The sequence below is a fragment of the Vibrio sp. 1-1(7) genome (genome assembly GCF_013048485.1).
Classification (GTDB): domain Bacteria; phylum Pseudomonadota; class Gammaproteobacteria; order Enterobacterales; family Vibrionaceae; genus Vibrio; species Vibrio fujianensis.
Map to the genome: position 1 here is coordinate 174267 of NZ_VHSP01000005.1, position 17694 is coordinate 191960.

Consider the following 17694-nt stretch of genomic DNA (forward strand, 5'->3'; position numbering starts at 1 on the left):
TTCCTGTATCTTCGTCACATTTTTCAGTAGAATTCTTTGGTTAAATTCTATTCATAAAGCCAAAAATCAACATGTTTGAAATCAATCCTATAAAAAACCGTATTCAGGATGTGTTGCAACGCACAACAATCCTGAGGGGGTATCTTTGACTACGATGCAAAGAAAGAGCGTTTAGAAGAAGTTAATGCAGAATTAGAGCAACCGGATGTTTGGAATGAACCTGAGCGGGCGCAAGCTTTGGGCAAAGAACGTTCCTCACTACAAGCGGTTGTAGAAACCATCGATCAATTAGAACAAGGAGTCGATGATGTTGAAGGGTTGCTTGAGTTAGCGATTGAAGCTGATGATCAAGAAACCTTTGATGAAATCGAACCTGAATTACGTGAACTTGAAAGTACACTGGAACAGTTAGAGTTTCGTCGTATGTTTTCAGGCGATCACGACGCCTCAGATTGCTATATTGACTTACAAGCCGGTTCGGGTGGTACAGAAGCTCAGGATTGGACCTCAATGCTACTGCGTATGTATTTGCGTTGGGCGGATGATAAAGGGTTTAAAACCGAAGTCATTGAGGTTTCTGAAGGCGATGTTGCTGGACTTAAATCGGCGACTGTGCGTATTATCGGTGACTATGCGTATGGCTGGTTACGTACAGAAACTGGTGTTCACCGTTTAGTACGAAAATCCCCTTTTGATTCAGGTGGTCGTCGTCATACTTCATTTGCTTCTGCCTTTGTCTATCCAGAAATTGATGAAAACATTGCGGTTGATATTAATCCTTCGGATCTACGTATTGATGTTTATCGTGCGTCAGGTGCGGGAGGGCAGCACGTTAACACCACAGAGTCTGCGGTTCGTATTACTCATATTCCAACCAATACGGTGGTGCAATGTCAAAATGATCGTTCTCAACATAAGAACAAAGATCAGGCAATGAAACAGCTACGAGCCAAGTTATTTGAACTTGAGTTACAAAAGCAAAATGCTGAAAAACAAGCGAATGAAGATGCCAAATCAGACATCGGCTGGGGAAGCCAAATTCGTTCTTATGTATTAGATGATTCTCGAATCAAAGATTTACGTACTGGCGTTGAAAATCGCAATACGCAAGCGGTTCTAGATGGTGATCTAGATAAATTTATTGAAGCTAGCCTTAAATCAGGCCTATAAGCTTTTTACCGATAAAACAGGGTACATGCAAAATGACTGATGCTGTTCAAAACGAAGCGAATCAACCACAAATTGCGCAAGAAGAAAACAAACTGATTGCAGAGCGTCGTAGTAAGTTAGAGCATATCCGTAAGAGCTGTAAGGCGAATGGTCACCCCAATGACTTCCGCCGTGACAGCTTGGCGGGTGATCTGCAAGAGAAGTTCGGTGAAAAGAGCAAAGAAGAGTTAGAAGCCCTTAATCATGTTGTGGCGATTGCTGGCCGTATCATGGCCAAGCGTGGGCCATTCTTGGTTATTCAAGAAACGTCTGGCCGTATTCAAGCGTATGCTTCGAAAGAAGTTCAAAAAGCGCTGAAAGAAAAATATCAAGGATTAGATATTGGCGATATTATTGGTGTGAAAGGTGCTTTACATAAATCAGGTAAAGGTGACCTTTATGTGAATATGGAAGAGTATGAATTACTGACTAAAGCACTACGTCCGTTACCTGAGAAGTTTCACGGCCTGACCGACCAAGAGATGCGCTATCGTCAACGTTATGTTGATTTGATTGTAAATGAAGAGTCACGTCATGCGTTTGTGATCCGTTCGAAAGTGATGTCCGCTATTCGCAATTTCATGATCTCTAAACAGTTTATGGAAGTTGAAACACCAATGATGCATGTGATTCCGGGGGGGGCGAGTGCGCGTCCATTCATCACCCATCATAATGCACTTGATATGCCTATGTACTTACGCATCGCTCCGGAGCTTTATCTCAAACGTCTCGTAGTGGGCGGATTTGATCGTGTATTTGAAATTAACCGAAACTTCCGTAACGAAGGGTTGTCGCCTCGTCATAACCCAGAATTCACTATGATGGAATTCTATATGGCGTACGCCGATTACAAAGACTTGATGGATTTCACCGAAGAATTATTGCGTACTATTGCTTTGGAAGTGTTAGGTTCAACATCCATGCCTTATGGCGATGAAACCGTAGAGTTTGGCGGTGAATATGCGCGAATGAGCATGTTTGAAGCGATCAAACACTACAATCCAGATCATGCACAAATCCAAGCGCTCACAGAAGATGATATACAAAATCGTGAACTTATGGTGTCGATTGCCAAATCGGTTCATGTTGAAGTGGAAGAGTTCTGGACTTGTGGCCAGCTTCTCGAAGAGATCTTTGGTGAAACGGCCGAGCCTAAATTAATGCAGCCAACCTTTATTACGGGTTATCCTGCGGATATTTCACCGTTAGCTCGACGTAGTGATGATAATCCATTCTTTACTGATCGCTTTGAATTTTTCATTGGTGGGCGTGAAGTTGCCAATGGTTTCTCTGAGCTCAATGATGCAGAAGATCAAGATGCTCGCTTTAAAGCGCAAGTTGAAGCGAAAGAATCGGGGGATGATGAAGCGATGTTCTATGATGCGGACTACATTACCGCGCTAGAGCACGGTTTACCACCAACAGCAGGCCAAGGTATCGGCATTGACCGTTTGGTCATGCTACTCACCAATACACACACCATCCGTGATGTGATCTTATTCCCAGCCATGCGTCCTCAGCAGTAATTTTTCTAGCAACATAAAAACCGCCAAAAGGCGGTTTTTATGTTTTTTATCTCTGCGAATGCCCCACCAGAAAAAGTATAACGTTCTATTTATTTTGCTCTTCTAAGAAAAGAGTTCCCTTTGAGATCAAACTTCTGCAATTTACTGATCCAATTCAGAGAGATTTATCGTGTAATCTTAATAGTGATACAGATTCTATTTTAGAGTACCACTAAGGTAACGACGATAAATTCCGCGCCAATGTAGCGCAATATAAAAAATAAAAAACGAATAAGGAAACCAGTTGATGGGTACTCAATTTCGCATGGGTTGTGTTCCCGGTTCGCTAATTGTCGTAGGAGGCACTTATGAGCCGTGGTTATCAGTGCTAGAGCAAGCAGGCTGGAAATGTAAACAATGTGCTGATCTGCGCAAAGCCGATCAAATATTTTCCGAGGTGGGGCCATGTATTGGTATTGTTGATCTGAGCCACGATGAGTTTAGCTTGAATGGCGTGGCAAATTTAGTCAGTAGTCATAAACAGGTTCGCTGGCTGGCTTTTATCCGTGAATCTCAACTTCGTTCAGATACAATTTGCCAATTTATCGTCAACTTCTGCATCGATTTTTTTACCGCTCCAATTCCAGATACTCAGTTGCTCAGTACCATTGGTCACCAGTTAGGGATGCTCCAACTAGAAAAAAAAGTGTGGCCAGATTATGGCGCACATACCGACATGGGGTTAGTAGGCGAATCGGTGGCAATGAAGCGCTTACGCGATCAAATTAAACGGATTGCACCAACTGATGTCAGCATTTTGATCTCAGGAGAAAGCGGAACAGGAAAAGAGAGCGTAGCTAAAGCGATTCACAAAACCTCCGCTCGCTCACAAAAGCCATTTATTACCATCAATTGTCGCGCGATGGCCGAACAAAGATTTGAACAGGAGCTGTTTGGGAGCGCTCGCTCAGCAACCACTCCGGCTTTACTGCTACAAGCGCATGGCGGCACTTTATTGCTTAATGACATTCTTGCTCTGCCAAAGAATCAACAATGGAACTTGCTGCGTTTTTTACAAGAAGGAAAAGTCAGTACACCGCAAGGCTTTCAACAAGTCGATGTACGGATATTAGCTGCACATTCTATGGATATTGAAAAGGCGTTAATTGATGGTGATTTTAATGAAGAGCTGTACCATTATATTAATGTGCTGAGAATTCAGGTGCCTAGCCTAAAAGATAGAGCCGGAGATGTTGAATTATTGGCGAACCATTTCTTAAAAGAGTATGCCAAAGAATATAACGCACAAGCCCGTAGTTTTTCTGAGGATGCTTTACATCTGCTGGCTCGTTATCACTGGCCGGGAAATGTCCGAGAGCTAATGAATCAAATTAAACGAGTGGTATTGATGTCTGATACGGTCATGCTCGATCAATGCCACTTGGATCTACCCAAACGTATTGAAAGTAAACGCACGTTGAAAAGTATCCGAGAACGTTCGGAGCGCGAGGCGTTACTGCAAGTATTAGAGTCGCATGCTGGGCAAGTATCCAATGCAGCAAAAGAATTGGGGATATCGCGAGCAACAATGTACCGTTTACTTAACAAGCACCATTTATTGCCAGAGACGATTATAACCTGAGACGATTGTAACATGAGACGATGTTCTAACCGCCGGTCAACAGAGGTTCTAACCGCAGATCAGCAGAGCGAATCGCTAAATTCACTCTGCTGGATATTGTTATGGGCAAGGGTTTGAATACCGTGTCGCGATTTTAGTTATTTCGGAGAGTAATTCATCACCCAATGTGATCTCTACGCTATCAATATTACTTTCTAGCTGAGATAACTGAGTGGCTCCAATAATATTACTCGCGACGAACGGCTGTTGGTTGACGAAAGCTAGTGCCATTTGTGCGGGATTTAAGCCAAATTCCTGAGCGAGATTGACATAAGCTTGAGTCGCTTCGATACCTTGTGGAGTGAAGTAACGCTGAAAACGTTCAAATAAAGTACATCGCGCCCCGCGTGGGCGAGCATTATGCAAATATTTACCGCTTAACACGCCAAATGCCATAGGGGAATAAGCAAGCAACTTAACACCTTCAAAATGACTAATTTCGGAAAGACCAATTTCAAAGCTACGATTAAGTAGGTTATAGGGGTTTTGAATCGAAACCATTCTAGGGAGTTCATGTTTTTCAGCTAAACGCAGATAAGTCATTAACCCCCAAGGCGTTTCATTTGAAACGCCAATATAACGAACTTTTCCCAGACGAATGAGATGATTTAGCGCTTCTAATGTCTCAAGTAACGTAACTTCTTCTTGTGTATCTGGGTATGAGTAGTTCAGTTGACCAAAATTATTTGTTTGCCGTTGTGGCCAGTGTAATTGATAAAGATCGATATAATCGGTTTTTAGACGCCGTAAACTCTCATCAATGGCTTGATGAATATTTCGGTGATCGAGAGCCATTTTATCGCGGATGTAGTCAACATTACGAGGGCCAGCAATTTTGGTCGCGAGGACGATTTTTTCTCGTTTACCCGATTTTTCTATCCAGTTACCAATATATTGCTCAGTTTTACCCTGGGTTTTAGCATTGGGTGGTACTGGATACATTTCAGCGGTATCAATAAAGTTGACTCCACGTTCCAGTGCGTAATCAAGCTGTTGAAAAGCATCGGCTTGACTGTTTTGTTCACCGAATGTCATGGTACCTAAGCCAATTTTACTGATTTCTAAGGTGGAATGTGGCAGTTTGGTATATTGCATAGTACTTCCTTGTTGCGATGAAAAAGCCTATCGCTCTCGTACAACGTCAGTGATTTGCTACAAGAATGTTACTATAAGCGAACCTCACTTCTAGTGAAAATAAATTTTAGCGAGATCTTGTGGTTGGTCACCTGATGCAAGAGCTGAAAAAACTTGAATTAACCAGATAAAGGCTAACAGGGGAGAGCATAATAATGCGCTAGTAATTTCGCTGTGAACTGAGTTCGTAAATAAAACCCTCGTGGTAGGGTTCGAATGGGACGGCCATTGACACCATAAGCTTCTGTTTTGACACGCCCGTGAGCGGCTTTCGGACGCAGCTGTAAGACTTGTCCATGCTTGGCTGTAATTTGTGATATTTGCCCAAGCACGATCAATTCCATTAATTCTTCCCAATCTGCTTTTAACAGCGCTTCTTCCTCTGCCGAAGGGCTCCAGATTAAGGGCGATCCAACACGTCGTTCAGGCAAAGGAATTTCTCGTTCTCCTTGTACCGGCACCCATAAAACGCGTGATAATTTATGTCGCACATGGCTATTTTCCCACGTTAATCCTTGGATACCTGTTAGTGGTGCAACGCAGACAAACGTGGTTTCTAAGGGCTTTCCTGTATAACTAATCGGAATACTTTTTAGTTCAATACCTAATTTAGCAAAGTCTTGTTGAGGCTTACTGCCCGCGCTTGCCCCTAAATGCCATTCTAATAACTGACCGACCCAACCCTTATCTTTTTTAAGATCAAGTGGAACTTCCATCATTGCTTGTTGAGCTAATTCAGCAAATGTCAGCCCCGCGATGTGTTGCGCTCTATCGAGTAGTTCTTGTTCACTCTTAGGTTCAGGTTTCATGGGATTCTTGACAACTAAAAACATCGATTATAACAAAAACGATCCTAAAAAGGATCGTATTGATGATTTATTCAAAGCAAAGAAAAGCGTTGTGCTTGGGTTATCCACAGGATAATCAAGGGAATAAATGATTGGACTAGTGTGGATAGATATACAGGGCTTTAGAAGGCCTCTTTTCAATAATCTTTTCCATTTTATGCGTTGTTACAGCGTGTCTGTGTGGATAACCGTAGGGTTGGTTGATCTTTGAACATTTGTATTTTTTTTATGATCTTGGCAAATCATTAACGTGTGTATTGTGGGTGGTTTAATTTAACTGTTTGATATTAAACTAATTAGTTTTTTATTTTCTCAACTTTTTATGGATGTAAAAATGGAAAAAAAAGCGATTTTATTTTGTTCACTTATTTCTGCACATGGTTATTCACAGAAAACGTGAATAAATGTGCTCAAAGTCTCATTCTTTTGTTGATAACTATTTGGAAGGATAAAAAGAGTACCCTTTAGTCTTCCTTAGTCATAAATATCGCATGAATCACACGAGTTCGTTTGCTCCTGTTGGGGATATGTGGAAAAATCAGCATCATTAAGATTTTACTAGAGGTTTGCCAGTGATAGATGGCGATGGTTACCGGCTCAATGTAGGTATTGTGATATGTAACAACCATGGTCAGGTATTCTGGGCGAAACGATATGGACAGCACTCATGGCAATTCCCACAGGGAGGCATTGATGAGGGTGAGTCTCCCGAACAAGCGATGTTTCGGGAGCTTTACGAAGAGGTTGGGTTAACCAAAAAAGATGTCAAAATCATTGCGACCAGCCGTCATTGGTTAAGATATAAACTACCAAAACGCTTGGTACGATGGGACTCTCAACCTGTCTGTATTGGACAAAAACAGAAATGGTTCTTACTGCGTATTGAATGTGATGAGTCAAAAATTAACATGCAACGTGGAAGTACCCCTGAATTTGATGGTTGGCGCTGGGTTAGTTATTGGTACCCAGTTCGGCAAGTCGTGTCTTTTAAGCGTGATGTTTATCGACGCGCGATGAAAGAGTTTGCCTCCTTAGCGATGCCTTTTAAAGAGCGGAAAATAAAAGGTAGGCGCAAAAACCGAAGAGGATAAGTATGCTTTCTCAGCTAAGGGACATAGTTGAACAAGTGTCAAAAGTTGAAGACGTTTATCAAGCGTTGGATATTTTTGTCAAACAAACATGCAGTGCCATGGCGACTGAATGTTGTACCGTCTACTTAGTTAATGAAGAAATGGGACGCCTAGAGCTGATGGCGACCCAAGGCTTGAAGTTTAAAGGCGATAAAATTCATATCGGTTTTGACGAAGGATTGGTGGGGTTAGTGAAGCGAACAGCTGAGCCGATTAACCTTGCCAAAGCTTCTCAGCATCCCAACTTCAAATATTTTGAGCAGTTAGGAGAAGAGGTTTACCATTCCTTCCTTGGCACTCCGATTATCTATCGTAAGCAAGTGCTCGGGGTGCTGGTGGTTCAGCAAAAATCTCCCCGTTTATTTAGTGAGATGGAAGTCTCTTTTTTAGTCACGTTAGCAGCTCAGTTAGCGGTAATTGTTGCTTATGCTCAAACACAAGGGCATTGGCGACTGGCTAAGAAGCAGCAGGCCATCAGCGGTATTCCTGCGTCAACAGGAGTGGCGATTGGCGAGTTATGGTGGGATGATTCTCAACCACAGTTAGTGGATGTTTGCCCTGCATCAACACTTGATGTAGAAAAAGAACAAGCTTGGCTTACTCGAGCGATGGAAAGTGCACTGAGTGATTTTCGTAAATTAAGAAAAAAACTTGATAACGATATCAATAAAGAAGCATTAGCCATCTTTGATCTCTTTACTCATTTACTCAATGATCCCATGCTGGGCAATGATTTAAAAGCACAGATCCAAAAAGGAGACCGAGCAGATTGGGCTCTACGTCAGGTCGTTGAAAGTTACTCTAATCGGTTTGCTCGTATGTCGGATGCGTATTTGCGTGAGCGAGCACAAGATATTCGAGAGCTTGGCCAGCGTCTACTCTATTTTCTCTATAATACTGAGCATGAGCAGCAGCAGCTCGAGAAACCGATTATTTTGGTTGTTCGTGAGCTTACCGCTTCTATTTTGGCCACATTACCAAAAGATAAATTATTAGCGGTTGTCTCGTTGGAGGGAGCGGCCAATTCACACGCTGCGATTTTATCCCGTGCACTTGGTATACCTGCCATTATGGGGGTTTCGCTAAACCTAAAGCAGATCAATGGTAAAAGAGGTATTGTTGATGGGTACAGCGGTAAACTGTTTATTTCACCAGGAAAGCAGATTGTAGCCGAGTATCGGGCGTTAGCATATGAAGAACTGCAACTATCAAAAATGGTCAATGAGGCGATTTTTGAACCAGCCTTTACCCAAGATGGAACACGTATTGAGCTGTTATTGAATGCAGGGTTAAGTGCCGATACTAACATTGCTATTAATCAAGGCATTGATGGCATTGGGCTATATCGGACCGAAATCTCATTTTTACTGCAGCATCGCTTTCCATCTGAAGAAGAACAGATTTTACAATATCGAGCAGTACTGGATGCTTATCCTGATCGCCCTGTGGTGATGAGAACTTTAGACGTTGGAGGTGATAAACCTCTGCCTTATTTACCAATCGAAGAAGACAATCCGTTTCTTGGTTGGCGAGGTATTCGTTTTACTCTTGATCATCCTGATATTTTTCTTATTCAACTGCGTGCGATGATGCGGGCGAATAGTGAGCATCATAATCTTAGGATCTTATTGCCTATGGTTTCTGGCGCAAAAGAACTTGATGATACTCATGCGTTAATCCAGCAAGCTTACCAAGAAGCGGTCAAGTTGGATGCCAGTATTGTGATGCCTAAAATAGGAATAATGCTCGAAGTTCCATCAATGCTCTACTTGCTACCGATGATAGCCAATAAAATTGATTTTGTATCTGTTGGTACCAATGACTTAACGCAATATTTATTAGCCGTTGATCGGAACAATGCTCACGTTGCTGATGTCTATGACTCGATGCATCCAGCCGTGATCATGGCTTTAAAACAGATCCAACAGACTTGTCTGCAATATTCGATTCCGGTTTGTGTATGTGGTGAGTTAGCGGGCGACCCTATCGGTGCGTTGTTATTGATCGGTCTTGGTTACACAACGTTAAGTATGAATGCTTCTAATGTTGCTAAGGTGAAGTATTTAGTTCGCCACTCAGCGCGTAGCGACTTGCAGTTATTAGCCCAGAAAGCCTTAATGCAATCCTATGGGCATAACATTTACAATATGATGCAGGTTCATTTTGAAAGTTTGGGTTTTGCCGGCTTTATTCGTGCGGGAAAGAAATAGGAATATAATGTGGGAATCGAATTAATTGCTCTACTGGTCATACTTGGCGTTATTGTGGGTTTATTGGCTGGCTTGCTAGGCATCGGCGGGGGATTACTCGTAGTGCCAGCTTTATTGTGGTTGTTACCTAAGGCTGGGATTGCAACGGATATTGTTATGCATTTGGCGCTCGCGACGTCTTTAGCCAGCATTATTGCTACATCAGCCTCTTCAGCATTTAATCATCTTAAGTTAGGTAATGTTGATCTGTTCGTTGTTAAATGGTTGTTACCCGGAGTTTTGCTTGGTGGGTTTTTAGGTTCTGGCGTGGCAGAGTGGATCCCTAGCCATTATCTACCCAAAGTATTTGGTGTGATTGTCTTACTGCTTGCCATACAAATGGTGATTTCTATCCAAGCGCGCTCAAATCATCCGATGCCGAAAGCTTGGGTGACCACCTTGTCTGGTACCGTTATTGGTATTATCTCTACGTTAGCAGGCATCGGCGGTGGTTCTCTTACTGTGCCCTTTTTAAATCGTCATGGCATTGAAATGAGAAAGGCGGTGGGCTCGTCTGCGGTTTGTGGCTTAATGATTGCGATGTCAGGGATGCTGGGTTTTATTTTGCACGGCTATCATCTAGAAAATTTACCCGATTACAGTATTGGTTATGTTTACCTTCCCGCCTTATTAGCGATTGCTTCTACTTCGATGTTAACTACTCGTGTTGGTGCGAAATTAGCCACTCGGCTGCCAACGGCGACGTTGAAGCGTTTTTTTGCTATTTTCCTCATGTTTGTTGCGCTAACCATGTTGCTGCAATAATGTTTTTATTCTTAAAAATAAGAGAACGTCATTTATGTCTCAGGGATATTTAACTTTTCCGAACATCGATCCGGTGTTGTTTTCCATTGGCCCACTTTCTGTACGTTGGTATGGAATGATGTATTTATTTGGCTTTCTATTTGCCATGTGGCTGGCCAATCGCCGTGCTGATCAACCGGGCAGTGGTTGGACACGAGAGCAGGTTTCCGATCTGCTGTTTGCCGGTTTTTTGGGTGTGGTAATTGGTGGGCGAATTGGATATGTGCTGTTTTATAACCTTGATCTATTTTTAGCTGATCCACTATATCTCTTTAAAGTTTGGACCGGAGGAATGTCGTTTCATGGTGGCTTATTGGGGGTCATTTCGGCGATGTTCTGGTATGGGCGAAAACATCAGCGTACTTTTTTTGGGGTGGCGGATTTTGTTGCTCCCTTAGTTCCGTTCGGATTGGGTATGGGGCGGTTAGGTAATTTTATGAATTCCGAGCTTTGGGGCCGAGTGACCGACGTGCCGTGGGCATTTGTGTTCCCGAATGGCGGGCCACTGCCTCGTCATCCTTCCCAATTGTATGAGCTAGCATTAGAAGGGGTTATCCTATTTTTTATTCTAAATTGGTTTATCAAAAAACCACGCCCTCTAGGCTCAGTTTCTGGGTTATTTTTGATCGGATATGGTACATTTCGTTTCTTGGTTGAATTTGTTCGTGAGCCGGATGTACAACTTGGCTTGTTTGGTGACATCATCTCCATGGGGCAAATTCTTTCCACACCAATGATTATTATCGGTGGACTACTCATGTTTTGGGCGTATCAACGCCAAGTCTATCAAGATACACCTCAAAAGAAATAAGGGCTTGAAGTGAAGCAGTATTTAGACCTTTGCCAGCGAATTGTGGAACAAGGCGCTTGGGTTGAAAATGAACGTACCGGTAAGCGCTGTCTAACCGTCATTAATGCGGATTTAACTTATGATGTGGCCAATAATCAGTTTCCATTAGTCACGACACGTAAAAGTTTTTGGAAAGCCGCGGTGGCAGAATTACTTGGATATATTCGGGGTTACGATAATGCTGCTGATTTCCGTCGTTTAGGAACCAAAACGTGGGATGCGAATGCCAACTTAAACCATGACTGGTTGAATAATCCTTATCGAAAAGGTGAGGATGATATGGGGCGAGTTTATGGCGTCCAAGGTCGCGCTTGGGCGAAGCCTAATGGTGGACAGGTTGACCAACTGAGGAAGATTGTTGATGATTTGACCCATGGTGTTGATGACCGCGGAGAAATACTCAATTTTTATAATCCCGGTGAATTTGATATGGGCTGTTTGCGGCCTTGTATGTACAGCCATCATTTTTCTTTGCTGGGCGACACCTTGTACTTAAATAGCACTCAACGCTCCTGTGACGTACCGCTAGGTTTGAACTTTAACATGGTTCAAGTCTATGTGTTTCTTGCTTTAATGGCACAGATAACCGGTAAAAAACCCGGTCAGGCGTATCATAAAATTGTCAATGCGCATATCTATGAAGACCAATTGGCACTCATGCGTGATGTACAACTAAAGCGCGAACCCTTTGGCGCTGCTCGTTTTAACATTAATCCTGAAATTCGTTCACTGGAAGATTTAGAAACTTGGGTGACATTAAATGACTTTGAAGTCACGGGTTATCAGCATCACGATGCCATTCAATATCCCTTTTCAGTATAATGGTCGGGTTCTACTCGACGTTGCAGTGGTGTGATTGCATGCTTGTTACTCATTTTCTTTTTACCGATCAAATAGGTTAGATAATTTTTTGATGGGTGAAGACGAAAAAGCCGCCGTTGCTATGATACGGCGGCTTTTTATTAACCTCATTCTTATATTAGGTGGTTAAACTAAGTATTGAGCCAGGTAACACAACGAAGACAGCCAGTAAATAGGCCGCTACCGAGGCTTTATTTTTAATCGCACAATCAGAAATCCAATCCGCTCCTTTGAGAGGAAGTTCTCGCAAGAATGGAATGCCAAAAATCAGTAGCGTTGCCATTAAGTTAAAGACTAAATGCACGAGCGCAATTTGCAGAGCAAAAACAGCAAATTCTCCTGATACGGCGGTAGCGGCGAGTAAGGCTGTGACACAAGTACCGATATTTGCCCCCAGAGTAAAAGGGTAAATATCGCGGACTTTGAGTACGCCTGAGCCGACTAAAGGAACGATGAGGGTAGTGGTTGTGGTAGACGATTGAACGAGTACTGTGACAATACTTCCAGAGGCGATGCCATGTAATGGGCCTCGGCCAATGGCTTTTTGCAAAATCTCTTTCGCTGGACCAACCATGAGTTTTTTCATGAGTTTTCCCATCGCTAAGATGGCAAAGAAAATAATTAGAATCCCGATCCCTATCATGCTGACTCCACCCCAAATGTTACCCAATGAAGTTAACTGGGACTGCAGAGCACTAATAATGGGCTTAGTAACAGGGCCAATAAAATCTAGCCCCTTGATGCTCATATTGCCTGTTGACATCAGAGGGGAGACTAACCAGTAGGCGAGCTTTTCTAATATTCCGAACATCATTTCCAATGGCAGGAAAATCAGTACGGCGAGTAAGTTGAAAAAATCATGAATGGTTGCACTGGCGAAAGCGCGTTTAAATTCATCCTTGCAATGGGCATGTCCTAAACTGACCAGCGTATTGGTCACCGTTGTTCCAATATTCGCCCCCATCACCATGGGGATGGCGATTTCTACAGGTAAACCACCAGCCACTAATCCTACGATAATGGAAGTCACCGTACTCGATGATTGAATCAGAGCGGTAGCAACTAGCCCTATCATTAATCCGGCGACAGGGTGTGAAGCAAATGCAAAAAGAGCTTTTGCTTGCTCTCCAACGGACCATTTAAATCCACTCCCGACCATCGCAACGGCGAGTAATAGTAAGTACAACATAAAGGCCAAGTTTATCCAATGTAGCCAGCGAGCAGTTGCTTCGCTTGAATACCTTGTTGATATCGCTTGGTTTAACATGGGCTTCTCCATTGACCGAATGACAATCACAGGTCTGTTGTTGAATCTGTGCGTGATAGTAGAGTGGGAATATTGCATTAATATGACAGCGACATGATTCAGTGGTGATTTTGTTATCTCACCCGGTTTATTTTTATTTTTATTTTATCTTTTTGAATTTCATGGTTTTTTTGAGATAAGCAAGCGTATTTTTCTCTCAACTCTTTGGCTAGCAAATTTCAGCTATATGACAATTGGGGGGTTATTTTTCGTTTTAATCATTATTTTTGGTTTTATTTATCGGTTTTAACGAAGGGTTTGTGGTCTGTCGTGAGGTTTGTTATAACTAAAACCTCATTTTTATGCTGAAGCTTATCCTATGTCGCATCTCAACTATAATCACCTTTATTATTTCTGGATGGTGTGTAAACAAGGTTCAGTCACAAAAGCTGCTGAAGCTTTATTTCTAACGCCGCAAACGGTGACAGGACAAATCAAAGCATTGGAAGATAGGCTAGCCGGTAAATTGACAAAACGGAATGGTCGTAGTATCGAGCCGACCGAATTAGGCCAGTTAGTCTTTAAATATGCCGATCGCATGTTTGGCCTGAGTTATGAAATGCTGGATATCGTCAACTACAGCCAACGTTCTAATGTCCTATTTGATGTGGGAGTCGCTGATGCACTTTCTAAGCGCTTAGTGAGTAAGATATTGATGACGACTGTGCCAGAAGACAACCGAATTCACTTACGTTGCTTTGAGTCGACTCATGAATTACTCCTTGAACAGCTCTCACAGCATAAATTAGATATGATTCTTTCTGATTGTCCTGTCGATTCAAGTCAAAGCCCCGGTTTGTTTAGTAAAAAGCTAGGTGAAAGTCATATGGGGTTATTCGCCAGCAGCAAAGTCGATAAAAAAGATTATGCCGCGATTCTAGCTCATCGAAAATTATTGATACCGGGCAGCCGGACAGCCATGGGACGTAAAGTTCATCAATGGTTTGAACGGCAAGGATTACAGCCGAATGTGTTGGGTGAGTTTGATGATGCCGCATTGATGAAAGCGTTTGCCTTGTACCATCCTGATGTGATTTTTATGGCTCCTTTACTTTTGCGATCAGAAATGGAACAAGAAGGAACGTTGCATTTAATTAGTCAAATTGAGGAAATAAAAGAAGAGTACTACGTGATTTTTGCTGAACGGATGATTCAACATCCGGCCGTAAAAAGTGTATGTGATGCAGATTTTCACCATTTCTTTGAATAAAAAGAAATGGTTTTGAGCACCGTAGATTCAAAACCTTGCTGCAAATTTGGTATATATTATTGTTAACAAATAGATTACTATCTGCCAGCTCGGGCGGCTGGATAAGGTGGTGTTTGTCGCTATACTAACTGCCCGATAAATTTAAGTGTCCCTCTGTAGCTGTTCACTTACTCCTCTAAGTGTATTGCCTGTGACGAAAAAGTTAGAGCAGTAAGGTGTGATTAACTCGCCTTGTGTTTGAGTCGGTCAAACAGTATGTGGGTATGGGGTAGCTTAAGTGGTGATCGAAAAGAGGCTTGCTCATGAACCTAGAACAAATGGAACAGAACTCCACACAAGCAGTGGCGTTATTAAAAGCCATGGCAAATGAGAGGCGGCTGCAAATTCTTTGCTTATTACACAATCAGGAACTTTCTGTTGGCGAGTTGTGTGGAAAGTTAGAGTTGAGCCAGTCGGCATTGTCACAGCACTTGGCTTGGCTAAGAAGGGATGGCTTAGTTGAAACGCGCAAAGAAGCGCAAACCGTGTTTTATACGTTAAGCAGTTATGAAGTAAAAGCGATGATTGAGCTGTTGCATCGTTTGTATTGTGCTCACTAATTAAGATATGTGGCAGTTTGTTTAGCTGAAAAGTATAAAAAATAGATAAATAAAAAACCGGCTTTAGCCGGTTTTTTTATCACTGAGAAATCTCACTCAATTATAGAGCTTTGATTGCTGCAGAGAAACGAGACTTGTGGCGAGCTGCTTTATTCTTATGAATAAGGCCTTTAGTTGCCATACGGTCAAGGATAGGTGTAACGACTGCTAGTGCAGCTGTTGCAGCTTCTTTGTCGCCAGCAGCAATTGCAGCAACAGTTTTTTTCATATAAGTGCGCATCATTGAACGACGGCTAGCATTGTGCTGACGACGTTTTTCAGATTGGATAGCGCGCTTCTTAGCAGATTTGTTATTTGCCAAGGGTCTAACTCCCAAAAACTTTAGTTCGGTGACAATTTAAGGGCCGGAAATATCCCTTATTTGCACTTAAATGTCAAATGATTTGTGCAAAAACCCGTCTAAACCAAACAAGTTTGGTATCACAAGGTCTTCACGGTTAAGATGGCGTGGATTCTAACAGTATTTTTTTACCAATGCTAATACTTATCCGGATCTTACGCTGACATTCTGCGACTTCATATCAGGAGATAATCACTAAGTTAATAAAGTGACTGAGGTTTATCGAGGATGAAACTTTGATCATGAGGTTTTCTGTTTCAGTATTGTCAGTCATTGGTCGAGTATTTTCGCTTATTTTTCGAGGTTACTGTGAGTAAACGCTTACTCAAGTCAGGCATTATTGTGAGTGCTATGACATTTATTTCCCGGGTTTTGGGATTAGTTCGTGATGTGGTGGTGGCAAACCTAATGGGAGCCGGAGCTAGCGCGGATGTGTTTTTTTTCGCTAACCGAATTCCTAATTTTTTACGCCGTTTATTTGCTGAGGGCGCGTTTTCTCAGGCTTTTGTTCCCGTATTAACGGAATATCACGCTTCTGGGGACAAAGAAAAAACCCGAGCATTGATTGCTAAAGTATCAGGAACCTTAGGTGTTTTAGTTACGGTGGTGACGCTGCTTGGTATTGTTTTTTCTGGTGTCGTAACAGCACTATTTGGTGCAGGTTGGTTTTTGGATTGGCTACATGGTGGGCCTGCCGCGGAAAAATTTGAGTTAGCCAGTTTATTGCTGAAAATGACTTTCCCTTACTTGTGGTTTATCACTTTTGTGGCTTTATCTGGGGCGATTCTCAATACGTTAGGCAAATTTGCGGTTTCTTCCTTTACGCCGGTTTTTCTTAACGTGATGATGATTTTATCAGCGTGGTATATTTCGCCCAATTTAGCCAAACCTGAAGTCGGGTTAGCCATCGGAGTCTTTTTAGGCGGTTTGGTGCAATTTTTATTTCAACTGCCTTTTTTAATTAAAGCTGGCATGCTGGTTAAGCCCCAATGGGGCTGGCGAGATCCTGGCGTAGTGAAAATTCGCACCTTGATGATCCCCGCTTTGTTTGGTGTTTCTGTCAGTCAGATTAACCTGTTATTTGACTCTTTTGTTGCCAGTTTTTTGAAAACGGGCTCGATCAGTTGGCTCTATTACTCTGATCGTTTATTAGAATTTCCGCTAGGCTTGTTTGGCATTGCTATCGCAACGGTTATTTTACCCGCGTTGTCTCGTAACCATGTTGATGCCGAGCAAGCTGGGTTTGCGAAAACCATGGATTGGGGGGTTCGCATGGTGATTTTGCTCGGAATTCCGGCGATGCTTGGTTTAATGGTGTTAGCTAAGCCGATGCTGATGGTGCTCTTCATGCGTGGCGAATTCACCGCGAGTGATGTACAGCAAGCTTCGTTATCTTTATTGGCTTATTCTGCAGGTTTACTGAATTTTATGCTGATTAAGGTGTTAGCTCCTGGCTATTACTCTCGGCAAGATACCAAAACACCAGTCCGTTATGGCATTATCGCGATGTTAAGTAATATTGTTTTTAATGCGATTTTTGCTTGGTTTTATGGGTATGTCGGACTCGCAGCAGCTACAGCACTTTCTGCCTTTATTAATATGGCTCTTTTATATCGAGGCTTGCATCGCCAAGGTGTGTATCGAGTGAGTCGTCAAACGGTGTTATTTGTCATTCGTCTGCTTTTTGCTGGCGTAGTGATGGTGACTGCCATCTATTGGCAGTTGGATACGATGTCAGTTTGGTTAACGTGGGGACTTCCACAACGAATACTCACTTTAACGGGGCTAATTGTCTTTGGTGCATTAGCATATCTTCTTAGTGCTCTCGTGTTTGGCACTCGATTAAAAGACCTAAAAGCAGCGACAGAAGAGGGATAGTTAAGGTATAATCCGCCAGTTTTACACCCA

At 42.5% G+C, this 17694-nt stretch carries 15 protein-coding genes; 11 read left to right on the plus strand and 4 right to left on the minus strand.

Annotated elements, in window-relative coordinates; genetic code table 11:
* Positions 1 to 71: 71 nt before the first annotated feature.
* The 3 genes from prfB (at position 72) to vpsR (ending at position 4356) form a co-directional block, all read left to right on the plus strand.
* Positions 72 to 1170, plus strand: a protein-coding gene (gene prfB / locus FKN05_RS14730) for a peptide chain release factor 2 (RefSeq protein WP_170887832.1) whose coding sequence is annotated in 2 segments (ribosomal slippage) — positions 72 to 146 and positions 148 to 1170 — 1098 coding nt in all. Because the reading frame shifts where the segments join, the coding sequence is not laid out codon by codon here.
* A 32-nt stretch (positions 1171 to 1202) separates the two neighbouring features.
* The gene (gene lysS / locus FKN05_RS14735) at positions 1203 to 2735 is read left to right on the plus strand and encodes a lysine--tRNA ligase (protein ID WP_099610650.1); all 1533 of its coding nucleotides are present in this window, start codon (positions 1203 to 1205) and stop codon (positions 2733 to 2735) included.
* Positions 2736 to 3021: 286 nt separating this feature from the next.
* Positions 3022 to 4356 carry a cyclic-di-GMP-binding transcriptional regulator VpsR gene (vpsR, locus tag FKN05_RS14740; RefSeq protein WP_161428496.1) on the plus strand — a complete coding sequence of 445 codons (1335 nt, stop codon included), beginning with the start codon at positions 3022 to 3024 and terminating at the stop codon, positions 4354 to 4356.
* 99 nt (positions 4357 to 4455) lie between these two features.
* Here the strand turns inward: vpsR and FKN05_RS14745 are convergent, their stop codons facing one another.
* Both FKN05_RS14745 and mutH read right to left on the minus strand, forming a co-directional pair.
* The gene (locus tag FKN05_RS14745; protein WP_099610652.1) at positions 4456 to 5490 is read right to left on the minus strand and encodes an NADP(H)-dependent aldo-keto reductase; all 1035 of its coding nucleotides are present in this window, start codon (positions 5488 to 5490) and stop codon (positions 4456 to 4458) included.
* Positions 5491 to 5663: 173 nt separating this feature from the next.
* A complete protein-coding gene (mutH, locus tag FKN05_RS14750) occupies positions 5664 to 6338 on the minus strand; it encodes a DNA mismatch repair endonuclease MutH (RefSeq protein WP_099610653.1) in 675 nt (224 codons plus the stop codon).
* Between the two features lie 611 nt (positions 6339 to 6949).
* On the opposite strand from mutH, the gene rppH reads away from it, so the two are divergent.
* The 5 genes from rppH to FKN05_RS14775 are packed head-to-tail and all read left to right on the plus strand — an operon-like array spanning position 6950 to position 12232.
* Entirely contained in the window at positions 6950 to 7468 is a 519-nt protein-coding gene (gene rppH / locus FKN05_RS14755) for an RNA pyrophosphohydrolase (RefSeq protein ID WP_161428499.1), read from the plus strand.
* 2 nt (positions 7469 to 7470) lie between these two features.
* Entirely contained in the window at positions 7471 to 9717 is a 2247-nt protein-coding gene (gene ptsP, locus FKN05_RS14760; protein ID WP_170887833.1) for a phosphoenolpyruvate--protein phosphotransferase, read from the plus strand.
* Between the two features lie 9 nt (positions 9718 to 9726).
* Positions 9727 to 10521, plus strand: coding sequence for a TSUP family transporter (locus FKN05_RS14765; RefSeq protein ID WP_170887834.1), 795 nt, complete (start codon positions 9727 to 9729; stop codon positions 10519 to 10521).
* A 34-nt stretch (positions 10522 to 10555) separates the two neighbouring features.
* The gene (gene lgt / locus FKN05_RS14770) at positions 10556 to 11371 is read left to right on the plus strand and encodes a prolipoprotein diacylglyceryl transferase (protein WP_099610655.1); all 816 of its coding nucleotides are present in this window, start codon (positions 10556 to 10558) and stop codon (positions 11369 to 11371) included.
* 9 nt (positions 11372 to 11380) lie between these two features.
* The gene (locus tag FKN05_RS14775) at positions 11381 to 12232 is read left to right on the plus strand and encodes a thymidylate synthase (RefSeq protein ID WP_170887835.1); all 852 of its coding nucleotides are present in this window, start codon (positions 11381 to 11383) and stop codon (positions 12230 to 12232) included.
* A gap of 157 nt (positions 12233 to 12389) precedes the next feature.
* On the opposite strand, the gene FKN05_RS14780 is transcribed toward FKN05_RS14775, so the two are convergent.
* Positions 12390 to 13538, minus strand: coding sequence for a Na/Pi symporter (locus FKN05_RS14780; RefSeq protein WP_170887836.1), 1149 nt, complete (start codon positions 13536 to 13538; stop codon positions 12390 to 12392).
* Between the two features lie 358 nt (positions 13539 to 13896).
* Between FKN05_RS14780 and nhaR the strand changes: the two genes are divergently transcribed.
* Positions 13897 to 14787 (plus strand): transcriptional activator NhaR, encoded by an 891-nt coding sequence (gene nhaR, locus FKN05_RS14785; protein ID WP_099610658.1) that lies wholly within the window; start codon positions 13897 to 13899, stop codon positions 14785 to 14787.
* Positions 14788 to 15089: 302 nt separating this feature from the next.
* Complete coding sequence (locus FKN05_RS14790) at positions 15090 to 15386, plus strand: ArsR/SmtB family transcription factor (RefSeq protein WP_099610659.1); 297 nt, start codon at positions 15090 to 15092, stop codon at positions 15384 to 15386.
* A gap of 100 nt (positions 15387 to 15486) precedes the next feature.
* Here the strand turns inward: FKN05_RS14790 and rpsT are convergent, their stop codons facing one another.
* A complete protein-coding gene (rpsT, locus tag FKN05_RS14795) occupies positions 15487 to 15747 on the minus strand; it encodes a 30S ribosomal protein S20 (protein WP_099610660.1) in 261 nt (86 codons plus the stop codon).
* Between the two features lie 348 nt (positions 15748 to 16095).
* On the opposite strand from rpsT, the gene murJ reads away from it, so the two are divergent.
* On the plus strand, positions 16096 to 17664 hold the full coding sequence (murJ, locus tag FKN05_RS14800; RefSeq protein WP_170887837.1) for a murein biosynthesis integral membrane protein MurJ: 1569 nt from the start codon (positions 16096 to 16098) through the stop codon (positions 17662 to 17664).
* The last annotated feature ends 30 nt before the right edge of the window (positions 17665 to 17694 follow it).